We start from the raw sequence: 20,642 nt of genomic DNA, 5'->3' as shown, positions 1-20,642 counted from the left end.
GACCTCGTTTTATTTTTAACTTTCAAGACGGTAATTAGGAGCTTCTTTCGTAATACTCACATCATGCACATGAGACTCCTTCAGCCCTTGCCCCGTGATCTGCACAAACTTCGCCTTGCTTTGAAGTTCTTCGATATTGCGGGCTCCAATGTAACCCATACCGGACTTCAAACCACCAATAAGCTGATGAACAATTCCGCTGGCATTGCCTTTATATGGAACTTTTCCTTCGATTCCCTCAGGTACGAGTTTGTCTAAATCATGTGTATCCATTTGACCATAGCGATCCTTAGAGCCTTTTTCCATCGCTCCTAGTGATCCCATTCCACGATACATTTTGTATGTACGACCTTGATATAAAATAGTTTCACCCGGAGACTCTTCTGCTCCGGCCAATAGATTCCCAATCATTACAGTATTTGCACCCAATGCGAGGGCTTTCGTTATGTCACCAGAAAATTTCACGCCACCATCAGCAATAATTGTTTTTCCATGTTTTTTAGCAATGCCTGCACACTTCATCACTGCAGATATTTGAGGAACACCTACTCCGGCAACAACACGAGTCGTGCAAATACTGCCCGGCCCGACGCCGACTTTAACCACATCAGCTCCAGCTTGAATTAAGTCTTCTGTCGCCTCTGATGTCACCACATTGCCCGCAACAATCACCACATCTTGATATTTACTGCGAACATTTTTTACCATCTGAATTACATTTTTTGAATGCCCATGGGCTGTATCGATACAGACGACATCAACACCAGAAGCTACCAATGCCTCAACACGTTCAATCGAGTCCGCACCAACGCCAACTGCAGCTCCCGTGACCAAGCGCCCTTTAGAATCTTTGGTCGCCTGCGGATAAGCTTCAGCTTTTTCGATATCTTTAATCGTGATTAATCCCTTAAGGAAACCCTCTTGATCGACTACAGGTAGTTTTTCAATACGATGTTGCTGCAAGATTTTCTTGGCTTGCTCTAAAGTGGTTCCGACTGGAGCTGTAACTAAATGCTCTTTCGTCATAATATTTTTAATCGGCTGGTTGACGTTAGTTTCAAAACGCAAATCCCGATTTGTCAGAATCCCCACCAGCTTACCTTGAACAGTGATAGGTACACCACTAATCGAATAACGGCTCATAATCTGTAAAGCTTCACTGACATAATGGTCTGGCGACAATGTGATAGGATCTTGAATCATGCCGCTTTCATATTTTTTTACTTTTTCAACTTCAAAGGCCTGCGCCTGAATCGTCATATTTTTATGAATGATTCCCAAACCGCCATTTTGAGCCATAATACGGGCAATTTTATTTTCAGTAACCGTATCCATCGCTGCAGAAATCAGTGGAGCATTCAAATAGATATTGTTCGCAAAAAAAGTACGAGGAATTACCTCTGTTGGAACGATCTCAGAGTACTGAGGTACCAACAAAATATCATCGAACGTCAGCGCTAATTCAAAAATAGAATTCGCTGATGAATTCCCTGTTGAATTCATAATGCCCCCTCTTAAATAGTGTAAAAATATGCTAACTTATTTGTACCAAGTTTTATACAGAAGATAATTATCGGCTGACTGCTCCAAAAATCTAAGCTCTTCTTCTGTCAGAGGGCGTTTCACCGCTGCCGGACGGCCCACAATCAATGAACGAGGTGGGAATTTCTTCCCTTCCGTCACCAAAGATCCGGCACCTACCACCGAGAACTCTCCGACTTCGGCTCCGTCCATAACAATAGATCCCATCCCGATTAAGCAGCGTGTGCCTATTTTACAGCCATGCAAGACCACACTGTGCCCAATAGTTACTCTATCACCAATTTCGCATGCATATTTCCCATAGGTCCCATGCAAAACACTGCCATCTTGGATATTAGTTTCAGTTCCAATTGTAATAGGCATCACATCACCACGCAAAGTGGTATTAAACCAAATAGAAGAGCGGTCGCCAATTTTAACGTCTCCGATAATTTTTGCGCCTTCGGCAACAAACACATCTTCACCTAGTTGTGGAGTCGCACCACGGGCTGTAATCAAAGACATAAACATCCTTTACATTAAATACTGATGGGACTTCGCCAAAAGCAGTGGATTATTGACTACTCCTTGAGCTAAACCCACGATTTCAGCGCTCATCACTTTAGAGCGATTAATAAAATTCTTTGTAGCTAATAAAGAAACTTTCAAATGAATACAAAGACTCATCACTTCGTCCGCACGGAACTTCATGCTTTGGTATTGAGGGTGGCCGCTCATATATAAGCGCACATATTGGTGCACACCTTTAATCTCAACAAAAACACAGCGTTCAATTTTAATATCAAGACTTTCCAATAATCGTGTCGAAAACTGGTGAGTGCTTACAGGCGTTGCCGCCTGAGCTGATTGAGTCAAAGTCACGCCTGCTTCAATCTGATTTATAGGAACTGGCAAAACCATCTCTCCACTTTTATCTTTTAAGATCATAAAGGGACGTGAGGCATCGTTGGTTAAAGACAGACCATAAGGGAATAGTTCCACTAAATCTTTTTCATCAAAATTGATATTTTCATCCTGCGGTCTCGTAAATAAAATATCCGCTGTGATATCAGATGTAGGTTTGTGAGGTTTATCCGATGTCATTACTGAACTAATTCTCCTCTAAGGACATTAGGCGATGCAAAGTTGATTTTAACTGGAACTGTTTTGCCGATAAGACTTTCACTTCCTAAGAAGTAAACCAACTTATTCTGTGTGCTACGACCTTGCGCTTTCCCTTGCTCGTTGATTTGCTCAACTAGGACATTTAGAACTTGTCCGTCATATTTTTTAGCAAGATCAAAAGCCTGCTTCTCGTGAGAGTCAAAAAGCTCATTCAAACGACGATTTTTAACTTCCTCAGCTACATGATCAGGAAACGAAGCCGCCTTTGTAAATGGGCGTGGAGAATACATAAACGCAAACATCGTTTCAAAGCCCACTTCTTTTACTAAGCTGACTGTGTCTTGAAACTCTTCTTCTGTTTCACCTGGAAATCCCACAATGATGTCTGTAGACAATACCAAGTTAGGAATATATTTTTTCATTAAGGCAATTTTGTCTAAATACTCTTCACGAGTGTAACCACGATTCATCTGACGCAAAATACGTGAGTTACCACTTTGCGCTGGAAGATGAACGTACTCACAAACTTTATCCTGATGTTCTGCCATCACGTGCATTAATTTTTCGTTAAAATCTTTTGGGTGTGATGTCGTGTAACGAATACGTTGAATATCCGTTTCCATGGCGACTTTTTTCAATAAATCTGCAAAATCAGCTCCATCTTCAGATTCGTAAGAGTTCACATTTTGCCCTAATAAAGTGACTTCCTTCACCCCACGTTTCACTAGGCTTCTAACATCCATCAACACGTGGGAAAGTGGACGCGATTTTTCACGTCCACGAGTGAACGGCACAATACAAAATGTGCAGAAGTTATCGCAGCCTTTTGTGATATTCACAAAAGTAGAAACTCCCGGATTACGCACCAGTGTTTCAACATGGTAAGGAGCACGATGTTCAAATTTCGCATTAATGACTTTATCTGAAGATTCAAAAGTCTGAGCGACCAGATTGGGTAAGGCATCGATATTGTCCGTACCGAAAACGAAATCAATCATAGGCTGATTTTTAATCAATTTATCTTTTTCCTGTTGTCCAACACAGCCCCCAACGCCGATTTTGAGCATTGGATTTTTTTCTTTCAATTTTCTGTAACGGCCAACTTCCGAATAGACCTTGTGAACTGGTTTTTCGCGGATAGAGCACGCATTGATAATAATCAATGTCGCTTCTTCTGGTTCTTTAACTACAGAAAAATTTGCCATCTCTAAAAGCGAATACATACGCTCGGTATCGTTCACATTCATCTGACAGCCATAAGTGGAAATATAAACACCTCGACCTTGCCCTACATCTTGGTTGATTTGCGGACGCACAGGATCAGCTACAGTAATTTCAGATGCGGGTGACGACGGATTTATTTGATTTTCGCTCATTTTCAATATTTTCCCACAGTTATAACGTTTTCTTATTGTGACTTATGACGAAAATGAGTTATAGAAACAAGTCGAGTTTCAGTCAATAAAAGTGAAGGAATTTCCAAATGAATCCGCGTAAAAAAGAGTCTAAAAAATGGTCGTCTTTACCTCCCGAATTGACCGGACAAATTCAAAGCCTGTTTGAAGAAAACTTTAAGTCACAACTCGAGGGCAAAAACCTCAAAGTAGAAGGTAGAATTTACCCTACAGAGGTTTTGATGCGGGTTGGCATAAATGTTAAAGGCGAGCTGAGATTCCTGAATTTCGAGGTTTCCGTAGACCATTCCACTGAAAAGCAAAACACTCTTCCACAAATCCATCTGGCTGTGGATGCTATAGCGAGCCTGATGCTGGAGTATTTCGACAATGGCGAAGACCATGAAATGCCCTACACATGGCAAGAATATCCCTTTGAAAAACAGAAGATTTGGCTCCAATTCAGCAGCGTCAACTCTGACCTAGAAGCTGAAGCTGACAAGCTTTTAGGCCTTGATGATAACGATGAGTCCTTACTAAAAGAGACTGAAGAAGATCTAGAGGCCTACGGATTACTGGATGACGAAGATGTCGACACGTCTCGCCCTAAAATTTTCCGCGTTCCCACAGACAACGAAAACGATACTCTTAAGAAAAAAAAGAAAAAAGAGGACATGCACTAGCTACAGTTTTTGTAGGGCTAGTTTAGAATTTTCCCGTCTCAAATTCTTGATCCCACCACTTTGACGTTGTCTAATGATGTTAGATGAATTGGTCATTGTTATTTTTCAGTTTGTTAATATTTAACACACCAGCTTTTGCCTACCCCGAATTCATAGGTTTCGGCTATCGCAGTTGCATGATCTGTCATGAAAGCGGTAGCGGCGGGGGTGCCTTAACGGACTATGCTCGAGGTGTTTATGCTTCCGAAATCGCAGCTAATCCTTTCGGCTTAGACGAAGAAACTTCTGTTGGAATCTCTAATTTTTTAGGTTCTGTTGAACTTCCATGGTGGGTTCGTATGGGTCTTAAATATCGTTCATTAACTGTTGAACGATTCCCTGGTTCGAGCCAAAAACAACAACTGCATTACAATATGCAGAATGATCTGAATTTAAACTTCTATGGCAACCAGAAACGCACTCTCGCATTGATCAACACCATCAGTTATCTTGATAACCCCCTTGCTATTGCCCCTAACAAAGCTATTGCGGGTAATGAGCGTGTCTTTATGAAAGAATACTTTCTAAAGTATCAGTTCGCGAAGGATTGGTGGCTACAAGCTGGATTCATGGATAAAGTCTTCGGCATAAAAACAGCAAATCATACCTCCGTCAATCGTGCACAACTGGGCCTTGGGCAACACGATCAAGTTCACGCTCTTCAATTTCAGTGGGCCCGTCCAAATGAAGATCTTTTCTTGCAGTTTTGGAATGGAAATATGCATCTTCCCAGCCCAGATCAATTAAAAGGTGGAAGCATCTTCTTTGAACAAAAATGGGGAAACAGTAACGCCTACGGCGCCGCAGTCCTGTATGAACAAAAAGAAAACTACAATCAAAGCTTATTAGAAATTCACAATAAGATGGGTTTTGGAAATGGTAATGCTCTGTTGATGGAGCTAGGTCATCGACAAGAAAAAATTAAACTCTTAACTTCGACGGCTGAAAACAAAACAACTTATGTCTTTACCCAAGGAAATTTGAATCTTACTCGTGGTTTGTTTTTCTTGTCTGGGCTTGAGTTTTCTAAAAACGATAGCGGCGGCAGTGCTTTAGAATTATTAAAATGGGATCTTGGCTTTTTAGCTTTTCCTATTCAACGACTTGAACTTCGTTTTTCGGGAGTAAATCAGAAAACTTATAACGCAACAGAGGCAGCAAAAGATCAATGGATTATACAATCACAAATACATCTATCTTTATAAGATATTCACGATTTGTTTTATGTGTTGTTGCTTTTTTTGCAATAAGCTCATTCTTGGCCTATGATACTTACGCACAGACGCAAAGCTCGCAGAACACGGGTTCACAACCTCAAATGCGCCGGACAACCAATCCACAGCAGCAACAGCCAAGACGTACTGTCAGAACAAGACGAGCTCCGCCCAAACAGGCCCCTAAACCCAATTACCATACAACGAACGCTTTTAAATTTGGTCTAGCACTTTGGGGTGAAAACATAAAGCTTCTAGCTGCTGATGGGCGATCTGAAGAAATTGATATGAAATACAGCGGTGCGCTTCTGGGCTATGAATTAGGTTTAAAATGGACCTCATGGTCTATTTGGACTGAGGCGCAAGCTCTTTTGCTTAGTGGACAAGCCAGCAGCACTAACACCAGCATCCAATACCGCGACAAAGCTAAAGGAAATATTCCTTTTCTGTTTGATGCAGGCTTTTCTTATTACCCGCATACCAATGTTTCCTTGGGGCTTGGAGCCGGTCTTCTTTTTCACTCTTTAACACTGGAACCACCCACCTCTGTGGTCACGACCTACGAATTCAAATATTCAAAGCCCATGAAATTTTTCGCTCTTTTTCGACTGAACTGGCATATTTCATCCAATTGGTCGTTCGAGCAGAAAATCACAAGCTTCACAGAGTCTCATCTTGATACAGGATGGAATGCCTCTATGAATTACCAATTTTAATTTTTCCATTTCTAGAAATTAATTAAGTTTTTTTAGTCTCATCTTTAGAATCTAAATGGATTCGTTTTACTTAAAAGCTCAAAAAGCCGTAAAGTAAAGGTGGGGGAAACGTATGCTGCGCGTAAAAGGAAATCTTTTGCCATTAGGTGCATTATTATTAATTTCTAGTTTTGCTACGGCCCAAACTCAAAACATCCGACTGTCAGATGGCGAGATTTTCAATCGCTGTTATATGAAGATGTTTAAGACTGTCGTTCCTCGCACGGCGAGTTTAGGCAATACCTTAATGAGCGATATTATTGCGAAAAGACTCACTGGCCCTGCAGCTTGTGCTGTGCTTATACATCAATCTGAATTTTTAGATAATAATAAATTGAAAGCCGCACGCTATCCTAGCTACCCTAAACTTTCGGAAGCAGAAAATCAGGCCTTAATTTCTACTTTTCATAACTTTCATAACTCATGGTTTTCAAAAAAAGCTCTTGAGTTTTCAAATGCCAACTTCAACAACTCAACTTCTGTTGTAAAAGATAGTGATGAAGCTTCTTTGTATTTAACGCGCTCACTTTTTAGCACCAATATCCCCTTGAGCACATTCTTCACCGCAAGCAAAACTATTCGTGGCGTACGCGTAGCACCAGACAAAGAAAAAACAAGTCGCTGGATTTCAAAACCAATGGCTTTAGTTAATGAAACGACTTACTCGGGAACATATCCTAACCGTTTCTTACTTTCTTATGGTACGGCCAATAATTTAAATAACTTATTTTCAATGCCTTTAGATGATAAATATCTGGTGCCCTTTGGTAAATTAGTCGGCGTTGAAGATGCTCCTAATCTAAATATTCCTCAGATTACTATCGGCGGACCATCTATGAGCAATATGGCTCAGCGCGCTGATTTAAATGCTGCTATCGTAGCTAAAAGAACAGGTGGAGTTAATCTTTTTGAGCACTTGGGTGGTGGCGTTTTAGGATCACAGACTTACATTCTAAAAAACACAAACTTAACTTTGAATCAAATTGCTCCGGGTGCTGCCAATGATCCAGATCAACTTATTGCGCGCCGTCTTTCTAATCGTGTTTTTGAAGACTTACTTTGCCATCAAATGCCCACCTTGACAGAAGCTGACGTCGTTAATGATGTCAGAGCCAACTCTCCACATGGATTTCGCTTAAATGCCTCTTGTATGGCCTGCCATACGTCTCTTGATCCCATGGCGACTGTCTTTCGTAATTACGCCTCTTATCGTACATCACCAAATGAAAATGTGTCGGCTACAGATCCTAATCGACCTGAATTGTTAGCACGCGGGACTCCAGTTCTGGGAGTGACGAAGCTGGACCAAAAATCTGGAAGTGCTGTATTCACACTACAAGCACCTATGGGATCACTGAACTATCGAGATCACAATAATAGATTAATTAAAGTTGCAGTTAATGGCACAACTCAATTAGGCGCCGAGCTAGCTAAAAGCGATGACTTCTACCGATGTGTAGCTAAACGCTACTACGAATTTTTCACTGGCTATAATGTTAACTTAGCCGAGCGTAATGTGGCTGAAGCCAGCAATACAGATACAGCAAAATTTCACCGTAAAAAGGTCCATGCTTTGGGAGCAAGCTTGAAGCAGTCTCAGAGCCTGATTAAACTGATTGAAGACATTCTTAACAGCGAAGGATTTATCTATCGTCAATATCAGACGCCTTAAGATGTAGAACGAGCACATAAGTTTCGGGGGGAACGTATATGTCACGTAATAATAGCCGAAGAAAGTTTTTACTTGATGCCACTAAAGGCTTAGGTCTTTTAGGGATGTCTCCCGCTTTAGCTCAAATGGTCGTGCAAAGTATCGCTTCTCAAGCCAATGCCAACAGCATGGCAAACGTCGTCGGCTCTGATCGTATTTATTTATATTTTTCATTACCAGGTGGTCCTCCCCGTTGGTTATTTGATTTACCATTAACCCCGAATGGTACAGCTTCTAAATATACTGATTCGTTCTCGCATAATGGTTTAGGAACTTTTATTGGTGCCTCTGGAAATAGTCCGGTGGTTACTTATAAACCTTGGTACGATAGTACGAGTAAGTACTGGTTGCCTCCAGTTTGGGGCAGCAAGCCTTCTGGTGGGAAATTCACACATACATTATCCAATGCTGCTTTCATTCGTGGTGTCGATCTTGAAATTAACAATCACACTCTGGGTCGCTATCGCAATCAATCCCCTATCATCGGTGGACTTTCTGTAGCAGGCGTCTTAGCACAAAAAACTGGGAATCCTTTCCCGGCTGTTTCCACAGGAAGCATCTCTAATGCCTTCAAAGCTGAAAAGGCATTATCCCCTATCGAACTGAATCTTTCTGTCTCGACCTCGACCAATCCAGTGGCCAATATCATGAGCTATTTCTCGGGAGCTCCGGCTTCTAATACATTAGCCGTAAAACAAGCCTTTTCGGAATTCGATCGCTATGCAGAGCGAAATCAATTTATTCAGCGGGGCTTAGCAGAAGCGAAAGATCGCGCTGATGCCTTAGTTACACTGGGAGTGAAAACCTTTACCGATCGCTGGGGAGCCACTTATTCCAAATATCTAAACCTCGTACAAGAGGCTTTTACAAATGCAAATACATCTCTTTTCGTAGATAACAAAGCTATTCCAACTCCAACGGTAGCCAGCGGATCCAATCCTGACCCTCGTACTCGCCGTGGAGACGGAATTTTCATGGGCAATATGACTGATATTCGCGCCATGGTTAATAGCGGAACATCTGTAGCCAATCTGGCTACCACTTTCGCAACAGTTGAAATTTTAGTAACGACAGGTTTGACTCAAGTTCTAACGGCCGATATCGGAGCTTTAACAGGTCTTGTTTACGATGCTAACGGCAATAAAATGAACCTGACAAATGATCAGCATTTTATTGGTTCACTGATGGCCACTCTGGGAACGACTTACTATTACCGCGCTATTTTGAACTGCACGGAAGAGCTAATTGCAACCCTGAAAGCAGATGGGTTATTTAATCGCACTGTTATTCAATTCGGTTCTGAGTTCAATCGCAATGCAAAAGCCGATGGCTCTGGATCAGATCATGGTTTCTTAGGAGGATCTGCACTACTTATCTCGGGCATGATTCCAAAGACGACAGTCGTAGGAAATATCAAGCACGATACAGCAACTGCTTATGCGGGAACATGGGGACTCGCTGAGCTTCACCCATTAACAAATAAAGAATTTCCATTGCGTATCAATGATATCGCAAAAACAGTTTGCGGTATGCTAAATGTCAGAAATGTCGCCAACAACGGAGTCTATGTACTTAAAACTAACGGCAGCACATGGGAAAGCTATGGCCCTACATTAGGAGAGGCTAAAAATGTTGCTTAATAAGTTAATTAATAAAAAATATTCGAAAACACTTCCGATTACAGCCATGGGAATTATTTTGCTTCTTCAATTTCAAAACTGTGGTCAAAGTTTTCAAGGTGAAGAAAACTTTTCATCTTTAAGTGGAGCTTCAGCCATTGATCAAATTCACAGTGACTACATGCACGGAACCGAAGTGGAAAGAGAACAAGAAAAAGCCATTGAGCTTTCTAAATCTTTGATGGACCGCTTAACCCTGCATTCTTTTTTTGTAGATATCTTTGGACCGAATGCGGCTAATTTGACAACTATGAAACGCATTAAAAACGAGAAAGCCATTTTTGGAGGTCCCTGCTCTATCTACGATAATTTCAAATCGACCCGTGCAGGCAACAAAGTAGATGCGGATGCCATTGCTTGTGCGAATAGCGATACAGCAAATAATCTGGCTGCCCCAATTCAGCCTTCTGCCAATGTTCTACAGCAAGCGCTTGTAAATAATATCTGTGCAGAATCTGTCGCCAATGCGACGACATATAAATACATAGCCAGTCAGTTAAAAGAGAATCAAAATGTAGCTGTTGCAGCTAATACTCCAGACAATGTAGCTAAATTATTTAGTCTTTTTTATCGTAATAAACCTTTACCGGAATTACGTTTGATCGAAAGCTTACAAATGTTGGTAGGATTCCCAGCAACAGATAATGGCTGGAAGGCCGCTATACTCACCACATGCGTTTCTAATCACTGGCAAAGTTTGTAGATCTCTATGAAGTATTGGGTTCTTGTTTTTATTCTATTATCATCCTTGCAGGTATCTGCCCAGCAGATCATCCCCCTGTTTCGTGATAATAGTTTAAGAACCCACGTCACGATGCCCTTTCGCTTACAAGATAACTCAGGAAATCCCATCAGCATCTTTAATCTTGAACTAACAGCGGGACAAAACAATTGCAAAGCCATGGTCGATCCTCATATTTCAAACAACTTTCTTGTAAAGTGTAAAGAACCGGCAAACATTCAAGTCAGTGTCTATTTCAAAGCCAACGACCAAATGAACCGGATTAACTATGGTCCTGTCACCATCAATGCTCTTTCTGCAACAGGAGTCATTGAGCCAGTAACTGATAATAGTAACAAGTATGCTGTAGGAAAGAACCTCTTCAACGTGCATTGTATGAGTTGCCACCAGAATCCCCATGAAAAACCCAATAGATCTTTTACTCAGCTTAAATCAGCCCTAACTAACATAGGCCAAATGAAGAGTATCCGTCTAACAGACGAAGAAATTCGTGAAATCAGTGCCTACTTAAATAACTTGGATTAAGAAAGGAGGTCGAGGATGTTCACACTCATAAAAAAAAGAAAACTCGCCTTCTTCTTACTGGCCACCCTAGCTCTGCTTTTACCTTTCCAAAACTGTTCGAAAAACCCTTCTGTTTTTGAAGACTCTGTCGTGCAAAAAACCATGGATTTTTTCGAATACCGCTATTCAGAGCCAGCTGAAATTTATTTTGAACTGCAGATTGTACCAGATGCAGATATCCCAAATGATCCAAATCGTATGTACAACTTGCTTGGCTTAGCTACCTACGCCGATGGTTCCACTGGTATTATCGAATATGAAGTGGAGGTTTTCGGAACTTCTAAACAGTCCATTTGCTCGCTTAAAGCCGGCACTTTAGCTGTTGGCGATACCTTATTTCAAGAAACGTGTTTACTTTCAAAACAAACCGTCATCGGTGATGCGGTCATCAAAGTACGTCGACCTGGGGGGAACTGGCATGTCTATACAAAATCTTATCAAAACTAATACTACAACTATTACTGCAACTAAATGGGTGTCTTCTTTATTGCTTTTCACACTGCTGTCGTTTTCTGCAAAGGCTGCAGAGCTAGAAGCATCGGTCTCGGTCAGTCCCGTTGGAGACTTTGTCGCCGAAATTAAAGATTTTTCAGCTCAGGCAAAAGTCAACGGAGACTCATACACCGCTGATCGTTTTAACATTCCATGGTCTTCACTCAAAACAGGTATGTCTTTACGCGACAAACATGCTTTAAAATATGTAAATGCCGAACAACACCCAAATATCGAAGTGCTCCAGAGTTTAGGTAAAGGTGGAAAGGGTATCGCCAAGATAAAGTTCAATGGCATCGAAAAAGTTGTCCGAGGTACTTACTCTATTCAGGGATCAAATTTAATTGCTAACTTTTCAATTATCTTAAGTGAATTTAACGTGAAAGATGTCAGCTTCAAAGGGGCCGGCGTCAAGGATGAGGTCAAAGTTAAAATGACCGTTCCTATTGCCGGCAAATAGCCAATACAATTCTAGTAGTCGCCGTCGTCGTCTAGACTCGGAGCTTCTCCGATTCCACGGATCTCGTCGGCGAATGATTGCACTTCTTCTTCATTTTCGATTTCATTCAGAACGTTCTCGTCTAACTCCATCTCTTGGATAACAGACAAGAAATCTTTTTCTGTTTTTAAATCTTTTTTGATCACTTCTAAGAATTTATCTGGATAACGAGATGTTAAATCTTCCAAATACTTTTCTAATTTACCATCATTCAAAATATTTTTACGAATTTGGATTTTCTTCCAAAGAAGTAAGTAGTGATAACGGCAATAAGTGTCCACGTTGGCTACTTGATCGCAGTCACGAACTTTACAAAGACGACGACCTTCTGAATCAGTTAAATAAACTTCTTCATCTTTTTTATCGTCTTCTTCCTCTTCGTCAGAAAGTTCTAAAGAGGCATCATCTTCATCGTCTTCTACTGCTCTTAAGTCCTCTTCGTATTCAGCAATTTCGCTGTCACCAAAGTCTTCACCGATAAGATCATCATCAATATCTTCATTTTTTTTATCGGTTTTTTTAGCCTTAGTTTTAAGCTTGGCGTCTGCCTTAGTCGGCTTTTGTGTGGCTTTCTCATCAACAGTAGATTTAGCTTTTGCGTTATTTTTAACTTCAACCTTTGATGGTTTAGCAACAGCCTTTTCTTTTTCCGCAGCCTTTTTCTTAGCAGCTGCCGCAGGAGGTGCTTTTTCTACCTTAGGCTTTGCTTTAACAACAGGCTTTTTTGCCACTTTTTTATCTGCTTTTTTAGCAGTTTTTGCTGGCTTAGCCGGTTTTGCTTTATTTTTAGACGCTTTTGCTGATGATTTTGTTTTTGCCATAAATCACCATTGTGGGATTCCAAGACAATAGTCAACAGCTTTTATAAGTGCTAAAGTTCCTTGGCTTAAACCTCACATTCAACTGATAAGGAGACCCCATGGAAAAGGTAGTTATTGTTTCAGCAGTTCGTACACCGGTCGCTAGCTTTCAAGGAGCTTTCGCTGGATTAGCAGCACCTCGCTTAGGAGCCATTGCCATCAAAGCCGCATTAGAAAAAGTAAATGTCGCGACCACAGATGTTAGCGAAGTGATTATGGGTGAAGTTCTCACCGCAGGTGTTGGACAAGCTCCCGCTCGACAAGCGGCTATCTACGCAGGTGTTTCAAATTCTACTCCTTGCTTAACCATCAACAAAGTTTGTGGTTCAGGATTGAAAGCCGTTATGTTGGGTGCAGACAGCATTCGTCTTGGCACTTCAAAAGTTGTCGTTGCTGGTGGGCAAGAAAATATGACTTTATCTCCTCACCTTTTAGAAAACTCACGCACAGGTTACCGCATGGGATCTCAATCTATTGTAGATTCGATGATCAAAGATGGTCTTTGGGACCCTTACAACAACTTCCACATGGGTAATGCCGCGGAAGTGTGCTCACGTGATTTTGAATTCACTCGCGAAGCTCAAGATGCTTTTGCTATTGATTCTTATAAAAAAGCTCAGAAAGCTATTGCTGAAGGACGTTTTAAAAATGAAATCTGTCCAGTGAACATTGAAACAAAAAAAGGAACTGTCACTGTTGATACTGATGAAGAACCGGGAAAAGCTATGTTCGACAAAATGCCACAGCTACGCCCTGCTTTTGAAAAAGAAGGAACGATCACAGCAGCCAATGCCTCTAAACTTAATGATGGCGCAGCCGCTTTAGTTTTAATGAGCGAAACAGAAGCTAAAAAAAGAGGTTTAAAGCCTCTTGCGACGATTGTCTCTTATGCGACATTTGCTCAGGAACCTCAATACTTCACAACAGCACCTGTTGGTGCTATCAAAAAGTCTTTAGAGCTAGCTAATTTAAGCGTTGGGGATATTGACCATTTCGAAATCAATGAAGCTTTTGCCAATGTCACAATGGCCGCACAAAAAAGCTTAGAAATTCCCGCTGAAAAAACAAATATTCATGGTGGAGCAATTGCGATTGGTCATCCTATCGGAGCATCAGGAGCGCGTATTTTAACAACTCTGGTTCACTCACTTCATACAAATAACTTAAAACGCGGTCTAGCTACTCTTTGTATCGGTGGCGGCGAGGCCGTTTCTTTAATCGTAGAAAGAAACTAGATATGTCGAATAAAGTTTATCAAGATGCCAAGTCTGCTATTGCAGGCGTCAAAGACAACATGACACTTCTTGTAGGTGGTTTTGGTCTTTGCGGAATTCCTGAAAATTGTATTACAGCTTTGAAAGACTCTGGAGTCAAAGGACTGACCTGCGTTTCTAATAATGCAGGCGTAGACGACTTCGGCTTAGGTTTACTTTTGCAAACTCGTCAAATTAAGAAAATGCTTTCCAGCTATGTAGGCGAAAATGCCACTTTTGAAAAACAGTTTATGTCAGGTGAATTAGAACTAGAGTTCTGCCCTCAGGGAACTTTAGCCGAAAGACTGCGCGCTGGCGGAGCTGGTATTCCTGGATTTTATACACCAACTGGAGTGGGCACTAAAATCGCCGAAGGCAAAGAAGTTCGTAACTTTGATGGACGTGACTACATTCTTGAAAAAGGAATTGTCGGAGACTTTGCTTTCGTAAAGGCATGGAAAGGCGATAAATTTGGAAATTTAATTTATCGCAAAACGGCACGTAATTTTAATCCCATGATTGCCACAGCCGGAAAGATCACAGTGGCCGAAGTAGAGGAATTGGTTGAGGTCGGAGAACTTGATCCCGACCAAATTCATACTCCGGGTGTTTTTGTTCAAAGAATTTTTGTTGGGAAAGACTACGAAAAACGTATTGAACAACGTACTGTTCAGAAGAAGGTATAAAATGCCATTAACACGCGAACAAATTGCAAAAAGAATTGCTCAAGAAGTCCAAGATGGTTACACCGTCAATCTAGGCATTGGAATTCCCACTTTAGTTGCGAATTACATCCCTGCAGACAAAACCGTCATGCTGCAAAGTGAAAATGGCCTCTTAGGCATGGGACCATTCCCAGTTGAAGGTTCTGAAGATGCGGACTTAATCAATGCTGGAAAACAGACCATCACCACAGCCAAAGGAGCTAGCTTCTTTAGCTCTGCGGATAGTTTTGCGATGATCCGCGGTGGTCATATTGATTTAACTGTTTTAGGAGCGATGGAAGTCGACGAAGAAGGCTCTATTGCCAACTGGATGGTTCCAGGAAAAATGGTCAAGGGTATGGGCGGAGCGATGGACCTCGTAGCTGGTGCGCGTAACGTGATCGTAGCTATGCAACACACAGATAAAGATGGAAATTCAAAGCTAAGAACGAAATGCACTCTTCCTTTAACAGGAGTTAAATGCATTCGCAAAATCGTGTCTGACTTTGGAGTCATTGAAGTCACAGATAAAGGCTTCGTCTTACTTGAGTACGCTCCTGATATGACGGCCGAACAGGTTCTAAAAGCCACTGAGGGGAAGATGACTCTTCACCCTGAGTGCAAAGCTATGACTGTTTAAGAAACATCAATGTCGCTGAGAGATTTAAATCTCAGCGGCAAATCACCTGACAAAGATTTTTTATATTCTTCCCCGCCCAATACGTGGACATGGAGCGCATTTGTCTTTCCATGATCTGCAATCGGTTGACCCAAAGTTAAAATAATTCGATCACCCGTTTTTGCTAAGCCATTTTCAATTAAATGTTTTTCCATCTGATTAAGAACATCTTTAAGCGTTTCATAGGGACGGATTTGAAGTGTCTGCAAGCCCCATGTGATCTCTAATCTATTTAAAACATCTGTCTCGGTGGTCATGGCCACGATTTGTGCCTTGGGACGGAAACCCGCAATGATCTGAGCCGTTCTTCCCGATGTCGTTAAGCACACAATGGCCGATGCATTCAATTTCAAAGCGGACAGCGCCGAACTGGCCGCAATAGCTCCAGGGGTACTTAAGAGTTCATTGTCCAAAGAAATTTTGTAGTAAGAGTCTTCATTTTTTTCCACTTCCACAATGATTTCGTGCATAGTACGAATCGCACGGAAAGGATGTTTACCACTGGCAGACTCTGCCGACAGCATCAGGGCATCTGTACCATCTAGGACTGCGTTAGCCACGTCGGTGATCTCGGCACGCGTCGGGCGCGGATTTTCAACCATTGAATCCAGCATCTGAGTCGCTGTGATCACAGGTTTCCCTAATTGATTACACAAATTAATAATTCTTTTTTGCGAACTAGGTAAACGACTTTGTCCGATTTCTACAGCTAAGTCCCCGCGCGCCACCATCACCACATCGCTGAGTCTGACAATCTCTTCCAGATTATCTAAAGCTTCCAACATTTCGATCTTGGCGACAATTTTGGCCTGAGAACCTGCTTTTTCAATCAATTCACGTAATATACGAATATCTTTCCCATAACGCACAAAACTCAATGCAATATAATCCACTGAATTCTTTAAACCGAATTCTAAGTCTTCTTTATCTTTAGTTGTCATCGCGTCCACTGGCAATGGAACTCCGGGCAAATTCATTCCCTTGCGATTTTTAAGAATTCCGCCATAAATGACTTCGGCTTTAAGTTCTGTATCTTGCACACTTAGAACTTTAAGCTCAATCAAACCATCATCCAAAAGAATCTGCGTTCCCTCTTTACAAGCTTTGCACAGCTCTTTGAAATCACTGGGAATCAATCCTTCACGACCTAGAACATCTTCGATCGTCACTGTGACCACTTCACGGGGTTTTAAAACGATAGAGCCTTTTTCAAATAAGCCGACACGAACTTTTGGTCCTTGTAGATCCTGCAAAATCGTCACTGGGGCTTTAAGCTCTTTAGAAATTCGGCGTAAGTTCTGAATCACATCCAAATGCTCAGCATGATGACCATGACTGAAATTCAACCTAGCCACATTCATTCCGGCTTCAATTGCTTTTTTTAAGTTATCTGGATCACGAGTGGCTGGGCCAATGGTCGCCACGATTTTGGCTCTTCTAGTTGCTAACATTTATTTAGCTTAGGTCTTTAACGATGAAATGTCCTGTAAAAAAACTGTTCTCGGACTTTTTTTGACTCTTCACTTTCGCGGTCAAAATCTTCAGGAGTAGAAGCTATAGATCTTGTCAGGACCTTAGTTTGAATGCTGTTTTGTCTTTTGAACTCCGCCCTCCACTTAGGCGAATACGACGTTAAAAATCGTCTATACTCGTGGCCTTCATCAAAAAAGTGACGAGTAAAATCAACGAAGTCCTTTTTGTTAACAAAGTCGCCTTTAAAAGAAACGAAATCCGAAAGTCCCCCTTCGGCTACCTTGTGCACATTTAAAACAAACTTTTGCAAAGACAACACAAGAAGCTGATCATAATGGCGACGCAACATATACCGACGATCTGGCAACTCCAATCCGTTAAACCTGACCACTGTCGCACGCGAAGGTTGAATATCCACTTGCAATCGTCCATCCAAGACTATGATATCATACGAGTTTTCAGTCCATGAGACCCTTACAATACTCTGAGAGGGAATGCTCATCGCAATTCCACGATGATGAGTACGATATACCTGATCAGAGGTTCTTATAAGACAGGGGCTCACGTCGCGAGCAAGACAATCCTCAGGAACCTGAATAGTCGACTGCGCCCAAATTTTTGAAAAAGTAAATAGGAATAGCAATTGGAAGAGCGCTGCGGCTCGCATTAGCGAATAACCCTTTCGATAATCGCTACTTTTGATTGAATGTCTGTACTGTGACTAAACTCATCTTTAAGAATTTGCACCACTTCACGGGCCTGTTTAAGCCGAGCTGTTCGATAATAGTAATCCGTTAAAAGTACCAGCGATTCCCCAGCCCAGATACTTTCTGGAAAGTGGCTTACCACTTTATCGATGGTTTGAATGCAAGCTTTTTCTTGCCCCTCTTGATAACATTTCATTTTAGCTTCTTCGTAAAACTTCTTCGCCATTTTCTCTGGCGTTGCTGAAGAGTCTAATACCACATCCCCCACAGCTGAATTCTGAGGAATGCTGGCGATAGCACGACTGACTGCTTTAGATTTGGCCGTCTTCACATCGATAACATGCAACTTTTTTTCTAACTGACGCAGCTGTATTTGTCTTTCTAGCATCGACTGAATAACAGGATCATCGAAGTAACTCATAGAGTTAGCAGCATAGTAGTAAACACCACCCAAGAGCGTCATAATAACTGCAATAGCGATAAGAAAACTATCTAGCTTCTTCATATGAGACTTTTCGGCAAAATGCTGACTAAAGTTGAGTGTTTCACAGTAAGACGCTGCAAGACCCCGAACCCAATACAGAGCATTTAAAATCTGAGTTAATGACAAAAACTCAAATTCTCATTAACTTAGGTTATTCTTTTTTTGGAGACCAAAGATGAACAAAGCGGAACTTGTAGCTGCAATTGCCAGTAAGACCAAAACCAGTCGATCCCAAGTTGAAGCCTACCTTGAAGTCACTCTTTCTATCATTCAAAAAACAGTTTCTAAAGGCGAAGAAGTTAAATTAGTAGGCTTCGGTTCATTTTCAAAAGCCGAAAGAAAAGCTAAAACAGCGCGTAATCCAAAGACAGGCCAAGCCATTCAGTTGCCCAGCACCAATGTTCCCCGCTTCAAACCAGGGAAAGAGTTCAAAGATATCGTCAAGTGATCAGAGCTTATCGTACTTACTTTTAAATGTTTCAGGCCACGATTCAATCATCTCAAGCGACTCAAAGTAAACCCGCGAAAATGCATCCAATTGCAAATTTCTAAAGATCAGACCTTTATTTTCAGGAAGGCGAATCATCTTTTTATGAAAAGCCGCAAAGATCTTTTCCCCCATGATGCCACCAATAATCTGCGCCGCAGTTTCAATACTACGACGACTGTATTTTTTTAGCACTTGTTCACTGAGCACTTTGTATTTACCCGTCGACAGAAATTGCATCTCGGACAGCTTTTGATTTAAAGCTAACATCAAAGCTTCTTTACCACGATCATCAAACTGCTCTTTCTGAAGAGCTATGCGAACATCTTGTAGTGTATCGCTTTTCCTTTTTGGATTTTTTACTTTACTGCAAAAGTAAACTACAGCCTCGAGCCATATTATTTTTAAGAAATCTTTCTTAGAATCCAAAATCGTCTTAGTAAAGCCACCCGACTGAAAATAAAGATACTCTGCAGCCACCCTGAGAACATGATTCATCGAATAGCGCGCCAAATACCCTGACTCCATTTCAGGAGAATAAAATGAAACTCCCTCTTGGATATTTTCAATTAATCGCTTCTTCAACGGCCTATTAGGCACCTTTTCTAGCAAATCAAAAAAGCTGTCATCGTTTGCACTGTAGACAGATAGAGCCCCTAAACTCGTCGAAATCCCGAACGACTTTGATAAAAACTCAATAGAGTTCGCGACTGTATCTGTCGGATCAATATCTTGCACCCGAACTTTTTTATCATGCCCACTTTCAAGGTATAGCAGATAATCCTGCCACTTCACCCAAGGTGGAAGCCCATTTAAGGCCCAAAGATCATGACTGAGTTTCACCACATCTGTTGTGAGTTCTTTCTGTTTTTCCATAATCTTGAAATACAAAGTTTCAGGACTTTGAAAAATAACGCATTTATCTGCCTTAGGTAAAACTTTTGATATTTCTTTCGGTAAATGTGTTGTGGCTAAGTGCAGGTCACCATACTGAACAAATATTTTTTTCTTAGGATTTTTCTGTGAAATTTCTTTTAGGCGTTTCGCAGAAAACTTATCCCTTTCACGCAACCCCTTTTTCACATCATCAGAGTTAAGTGCATATATTTTCACTTTGTGCTGCTGCGCCCATTTAAAAAGAGGTTTGTAGTTCTCCCAAGGAAAGCTCCAATGTTTCTTCCATGCCACTTGCCTCAGGAAGTCTTTTTCAGAAATTTTTCCTTCTAAAAACTGCTCTACAGACTGTTGGTCTTTGACTCGCAAACACTCTAACCCAATAACAAAATCTGATTTAACCTTGCGAATAATTCTTAAGAATCCCCGAGTCGATTGCTTATGCGCATGAAAATCCCCCACCAAAACAATATCAGCAGATCGAAGTCTTGCAAAAAGATGGCGTTTGTCGATCGCTTGCCATTTTCTTCTAGCAAGTTCTTTGTCATAGGTATTTCTGTATGTTTTCAACTCAGACGTTTCTGCGCCCAAAATGGATTGAACCCTTTTTCTGATATTAAGATAAAAATCTTTTCTGATTTGAACCAGTTGCGTCGAATCCATATCAATTCATTATTAATTAT

Annotated in this window: 22 protein-coding genes; 13 read left to right on the top strand and 9 right to left on the bottom strand. The window is 41.3% G+C overall.

Features of this window, described 5'->3' with window-relative positions; translation table 11 throughout:
* Positions 1–15 precede the first annotated feature (15 nt).
* Genes guaB through miaB form a run of 4 tightly spaced genes read right to left on the bottom strand, consistent with a single transcriptional unit; the run spans position 16 to position 4,022 of the window.
* The gene (gene guaB / locus A11Q_RS06475; RefSeq protein ID WP_015469994.1) at positions 16–1,503 is read right to left on the bottom strand and encodes an IMP dehydrogenase; all 1,488 of its coding nucleotides are present in this window, start codon (positions 1,501–1,503) and stop codon (positions 16–18) included.
* A 36-nt stretch (positions 1,504–1,539) separates the two neighbouring features.
* The gene (locus A11Q_RS06470; protein WP_015469993.1) at positions 1,540–2,046 is read right to left on the bottom strand and encodes a gamma carbonic anhydrase family protein; all 507 of its coding nucleotides are present in this window, start codon (positions 2,044–2,046) and stop codon (positions 1,540–1,542) included.
* A gap of 9 nt (positions 2,047–2,055) precedes the next feature.
* The gene (locus A11Q_RS06465; RefSeq protein ID WP_015469992.1) at positions 2,056–2,625 is read right to left on the bottom strand and encodes a bifunctional nuclease domain-containing protein; all 570 of its coding nucleotides are present in this window, start codon (positions 2,623–2,625) and stop codon (positions 2,056–2,058) included.
* On the bottom strand, positions 2,625–4,022 hold the full coding sequence (gene miaB / locus A11Q_RS06460; RefSeq protein ID WP_015469991.1) for a tRNA (N6-isopentenyl adenosine(37)-C2)-methylthiotransferase MiaB: 1,398 nt from the start codon (positions 4,020–4,022) through the stop codon (positions 2,625–2,627). The genes A11Q_RS06465 and miaB overlap by 1 nt, the downstream gene beginning before the upstream one ends.
* Positions 4,023–4,129: 107 nt before the next feature.
* Between miaB and A11Q_RS06455 the strand changes: the two genes are divergently transcribed.
* The 9 genes from A11Q_RS06455 (at position 4,130) to A11Q_RS06415 (ending at position 12,379) form a co-directional block, all read left to right on the top strand.
* Positions 4,130–4,723 (top strand): hypothetical protein, encoded by a 594-nt coding sequence (locus A11Q_RS06455; RefSeq protein ID WP_015469990.1) that lies wholly within the window; start codon positions 4,130–4,132, stop codon positions 4,721–4,723.
* An 83-nt stretch (positions 4,724–4,806) separates the two neighbouring features.
* On the top strand, positions 4,807–5,967 hold the full coding sequence (locus tag A11Q_RS06450; protein WP_015469989.1) for a hypothetical protein: 1,161 nt from the start codon (positions 4,807–4,809) through the stop codon (positions 5,965–5,967).
* A 53-nt stretch (positions 5,968–6,020) separates the two neighbouring features.
* Positions 6,021–6,692, top strand: coding sequence for a hypothetical protein (locus tag A11Q_RS06445; protein ID WP_148284956.1), 672 nt, complete (start codon positions 6,021–6,023; stop codon positions 6,690–6,692).
* Positions 6,693–6,804: 112 nt separating this feature from the next.
* A complete protein-coding gene (locus A11Q_RS06440) occupies positions 6,805–8,403 on the top strand; it encodes a DUF1585 domain-containing protein (protein ID WP_015469987.1) in 1,599 nt (532 codons plus the stop codon).
* Positions 8,404–8,441: 38 nt separating this feature from the next.
* A complete protein-coding gene (locus tag A11Q_RS06435; RefSeq protein WP_015469986.1) occupies positions 8,442–10,082 on the top strand; it encodes a DUF1501 domain-containing protein in 1,641 nt (546 codons plus the stop codon).
* Positions 10,072–10,824 (top strand): hypothetical protein, encoded by a 753-nt coding sequence (locus tag A11Q_RS06430; RefSeq protein ID WP_015469985.1) that lies wholly within the window; start codon positions 10,072–10,074, stop codon positions 10,822–10,824. Before A11Q_RS06435 ends, A11Q_RS06430 begins: the two co-directional genes overlap by 11 nt.
* A 6-nt stretch (positions 10,825–10,830) precedes the next feature.
* A complete protein-coding gene (locus A11Q_RS06425; protein WP_015469984.1) occupies positions 10,831–11,388 on the top strand; it encodes a c-type cytochrome in 558 nt (185 codons plus the stop codon).
* A 15-nt stretch (positions 11,389–11,403) separates the two neighbouring features.
* Complete coding sequence (locus A11Q_RS06420; protein WP_015469983.1) at positions 11,404–11,874, top strand: hypothetical protein; 471 nt, start codon at positions 11,404–11,406, stop codon at positions 11,872–11,874.
* Positions 11,846–12,379, top strand: a complete 534-nt coding sequence (locus A11Q_RS06415) for a YceI family protein (protein ID WP_015469982.1) — start codon at positions 11,846–11,848, stop codon at positions 12,377–12,379. The genes A11Q_RS06420 and A11Q_RS06415 overlap by 29 nt, the downstream gene beginning before the upstream one ends.
* Positions 12,380–12,390: 11 nt before the next feature.
* Here A11Q_RS06415 and A11Q_RS06410 read toward each other — a convergent pair whose 3' ends face one another.
* Positions 12,391–13,239, bottom strand: coding sequence for a hypothetical protein (locus tag A11Q_RS06410; protein WP_015469981.1), 849 nt, complete (start codon positions 13,237–13,239; stop codon positions 12,391–12,393).
* A 98-nt stretch (positions 13,240–13,337) separates the two neighbouring features.
* Here A11Q_RS06410 and A11Q_RS06405 point away from each other — a divergent pair, with 98 nt between their 5' ends.
* Genes A11Q_RS06405 through A11Q_RS06395 form a run of 3 tightly spaced genes read left to right on the top strand, consistent with a single transcriptional unit; the run spans position 13,338 to position 15,875 of the window.
* Positions 13,338–14,513, top strand: a complete 1,176-nt coding sequence (locus A11Q_RS06405; protein ID WP_015469980.1) for an acetyl-CoA C-acetyltransferase — start codon at positions 13,338–13,340, stop codon at positions 14,511–14,513.
* Positions 14,514–14,515: 2 nt separating this feature from the next.
* Positions 14,516–15,217, top strand: a complete 702-nt coding sequence (locus A11Q_RS06400; protein WP_015469979.1) for a CoA transferase subunit A — start codon at positions 14,516–14,518, stop codon at positions 15,215–15,217.
* Between the two features lies 1 nt (position 15,218).
* Positions 15,219–15,875, top strand: a complete 657-nt coding sequence (locus A11Q_RS06395) for a CoA transferase subunit B (RefSeq protein WP_015469978.1) — start codon at positions 15,219–15,221, stop codon at positions 15,873–15,875.
* On the opposite strand, the gene pyk is transcribed toward A11Q_RS06395, so the two are convergent.
* From pyk to A11Q_RS06380, 3 genes are read right to left on the bottom strand one after another with little or no spacing between them, the layout of a single operon-like run.
* The gene (pyk, locus tag A11Q_RS06390) at positions 15,872–17,365 is read right to left on the bottom strand and encodes a pyruvate kinase (protein ID WP_015469977.1); all 1,494 of its coding nucleotides are present in this window, start codon (positions 17,363–17,365) and stop codon (positions 15,872–15,874) included. The genes A11Q_RS06395 and pyk overlap by 4 nt on opposite strands.
* Before the next feature lie 17 nt (positions 17,366–17,382).
* Complete coding sequence (locus tag A11Q_RS06385; RefSeq protein WP_015469976.1) at positions 17,383–18,054, bottom strand: hypothetical protein; 672 nt, start codon at positions 18,052–18,054, stop codon at positions 17,383–17,385.
* Positions 18,054–18,599, bottom strand: coding sequence for an outer membrane protein assembly factor BamD (locus A11Q_RS06380; protein WP_148284955.1), 546 nt, complete (start codon positions 18,597–18,599; stop codon positions 18,054–18,056). The genes A11Q_RS06385 and A11Q_RS06380 overlap by 1 nt, the downstream gene beginning before the upstream one ends.
* A 154-nt stretch (positions 18,600–18,753) precedes the next feature.
* On the opposite strand from A11Q_RS06380, the gene A11Q_RS06375 reads away from it, so the two are divergent.
* Positions 18,754–19,026, top strand: a complete 273-nt coding sequence (locus A11Q_RS06375; protein ID WP_015469974.1) for an HU family DNA-binding protein — start codon at positions 18,754–18,756, stop codon at positions 19,024–19,026.
* On the opposite strand, the gene A11Q_RS06370 is transcribed toward A11Q_RS06375, so the two are convergent.
* Positions 19,027–20,622 carry a ChaN family lipoprotein gene (locus tag A11Q_RS06370; protein ID WP_015469973.1) on the bottom strand — a complete coding sequence of 532 codons (1,596 nt, stop codon included), beginning with the start codon at positions 20,620–20,622 and terminating at the stop codon, positions 19,027–19,029. It abuts the gene before it with no gap.
* Positions 20,623–20,642: the final 20 nt, after the last annotated feature.

The sequence above is a fragment of the Pseudobdellovibrio exovorus JSS genome (genome assembly GCF_000348725.1).
In the GTDB taxonomy this organism is placed as follows: Bacteria; Bdellovibrionota; Bdellovibrionia; order Bdellovibrionales; family Bdellovibrionaceae; genus Pseudobdellovibrio; species Pseudobdellovibrio exovorus.
This window is presented reverse-complemented; position numbering and strand designations above follow the sequence as displayed.

What these genes read in the sequence shown, in the direction of transcription:
- A11Q_RS06395 (WP_015469978.1), top strand. Translation starts at nt 15,219, where the DNA reads ATGCCATTAACACGCGAACAAATTGCAAAAAGAATTGCTCAAGAAGTC.
- pyk (WP_015469977.1), bottom strand. Translation starts at nt 17,365, where the DNA reads ATGTTAGCAACTAGAAGAGCCAAAATCGTGGCGACCATTGGCCCAGCC.
- A11Q_RS06415 (WP_015469982.1), top strand. Translation starts at nt 11,846, where the DNA reads ATGTCTATACAAAATCTTATCAAAACTAATACTACAACTATTACTGCA.
- A11Q_RS06440 (WP_015469987.1), top strand. Translation starts at nt 6,805, where the DNA reads ATGCTGCGCGTAAAAGGAAATCTTTTGCCATTAGGTGCATTATTATTA.
- A11Q_RS06435 (WP_015469986.1), top strand. Translation starts at nt 8,442, where the DNA reads ATGTCACGTAATAATAGCCGAAGAAAGTTTTTACTTGATGCCACTAAA.
- A11Q_RS06425 (WP_015469984.1), top strand. Translation starts at nt 10,831, where the DNA reads ATGAAGTATTGGGTTCTTGTTTTTATTCTATTATCATCCTTGCAGGTA.
- A11Q_RS06380 (WP_148284955.1), bottom strand. Translation starts at nt 18,599, where the DNA reads ATGAAGAAGCTAGATAGTTTTCTTATCGCTATTGCAGTTATTATGACG.
- A11Q_RS06455 (WP_015469990.1), top strand. Translation starts at nt 4,130, where the DNA reads ATGAATCCGCGTAAAAAAGAGTCTAAAAAATGGTCGTCTTTACCTCCC.
- A11Q_RS06385 (WP_015469976.1), bottom strand. Translation starts at nt 18,054, where the DNA reads ATGCGAGCCGCAGCGCTCTTCCAATTGCTATTCCTATTTACTTTTTCA.
- A11Q_RS06430 (WP_015469985.1), top strand. Translation starts at nt 10,072, where the DNA reads ATGTTGCTTAATAAGTTAATTAATAAAAAATATTCGAAAACACTTCCG.
- A11Q_RS06405 (WP_015469980.1), top strand. Translation starts at nt 13,338, where the DNA reads ATGGAAAAGGTAGTTATTGTTTCAGCAGTTCGTACACCGGTCGCTAGC.
- A11Q_RS06470 (WP_015469993.1), bottom strand. Translation starts at nt 2,046, where the DNA reads ATGTCTTTGATTACAGCCCGTGGTGCGACTCCACAACTAGGTGAAGAT.
- A11Q_RS06420 (WP_015469983.1), top strand. Translation starts at nt 11,404, where the DNA reads ATGTTCACACTCATAAAAAAAAGAAAACTCGCCTTCTTCTTACTGGCC.
- A11Q_RS06375 (WP_015469974.1), top strand. Translation starts at nt 18,754, where the DNA reads ATGAACAAAGCGGAACTTGTAGCTGCAATTGCCAGTAAGACCAAAACC.
- A11Q_RS06410 (WP_015469981.1), bottom strand. Translation starts at nt 13,239, where the DNA reads ATGGCAAAAACAAAATCATCAGCAAAAGCGTCTAAAAATAAAGCAAAA.
- miaB (WP_015469991.1), bottom strand. Translation starts at nt 4,022, where the DNA reads ATGAGCGAAAATCAAATAAATCCGTCGTCACCCGCATCTGAAATTACT.
- A11Q_RS06465 (WP_015469992.1), bottom strand. Translation starts at nt 2,625, where the DNA reads ATGACATCGGATAAACCTCACAAACCTACATCTGATATCACAGCGGAT.
- guaB (WP_015469994.1), bottom strand. Translation starts at nt 1,503, where the DNA reads ATGAATTCAACAGGGAATTCATCAGCGAATTCTATTTTTGAATTAGCG.
- A11Q_RS06400 (WP_015469979.1), top strand. Translation starts at nt 14,516, where the DNA reads ATGTCGAATAAAGTTTATCAAGATGCCAAGTCTGCTATTGCAGGCGTC.
- A11Q_RS06370 (WP_015469973.1), bottom strand. Translation starts at nt 20,622, where the DNA reads ATGGATTCGACGCAACTGGTTCAAATCAGAAAAGATTTTTATCTTAAT.
- A11Q_RS06450 (WP_015469989.1), top strand. Translation starts at nt 4,807, where the DNA reads ATGAATTGGTCATTGTTATTTTTCAGTTTGTTAATATTTAACACACCA.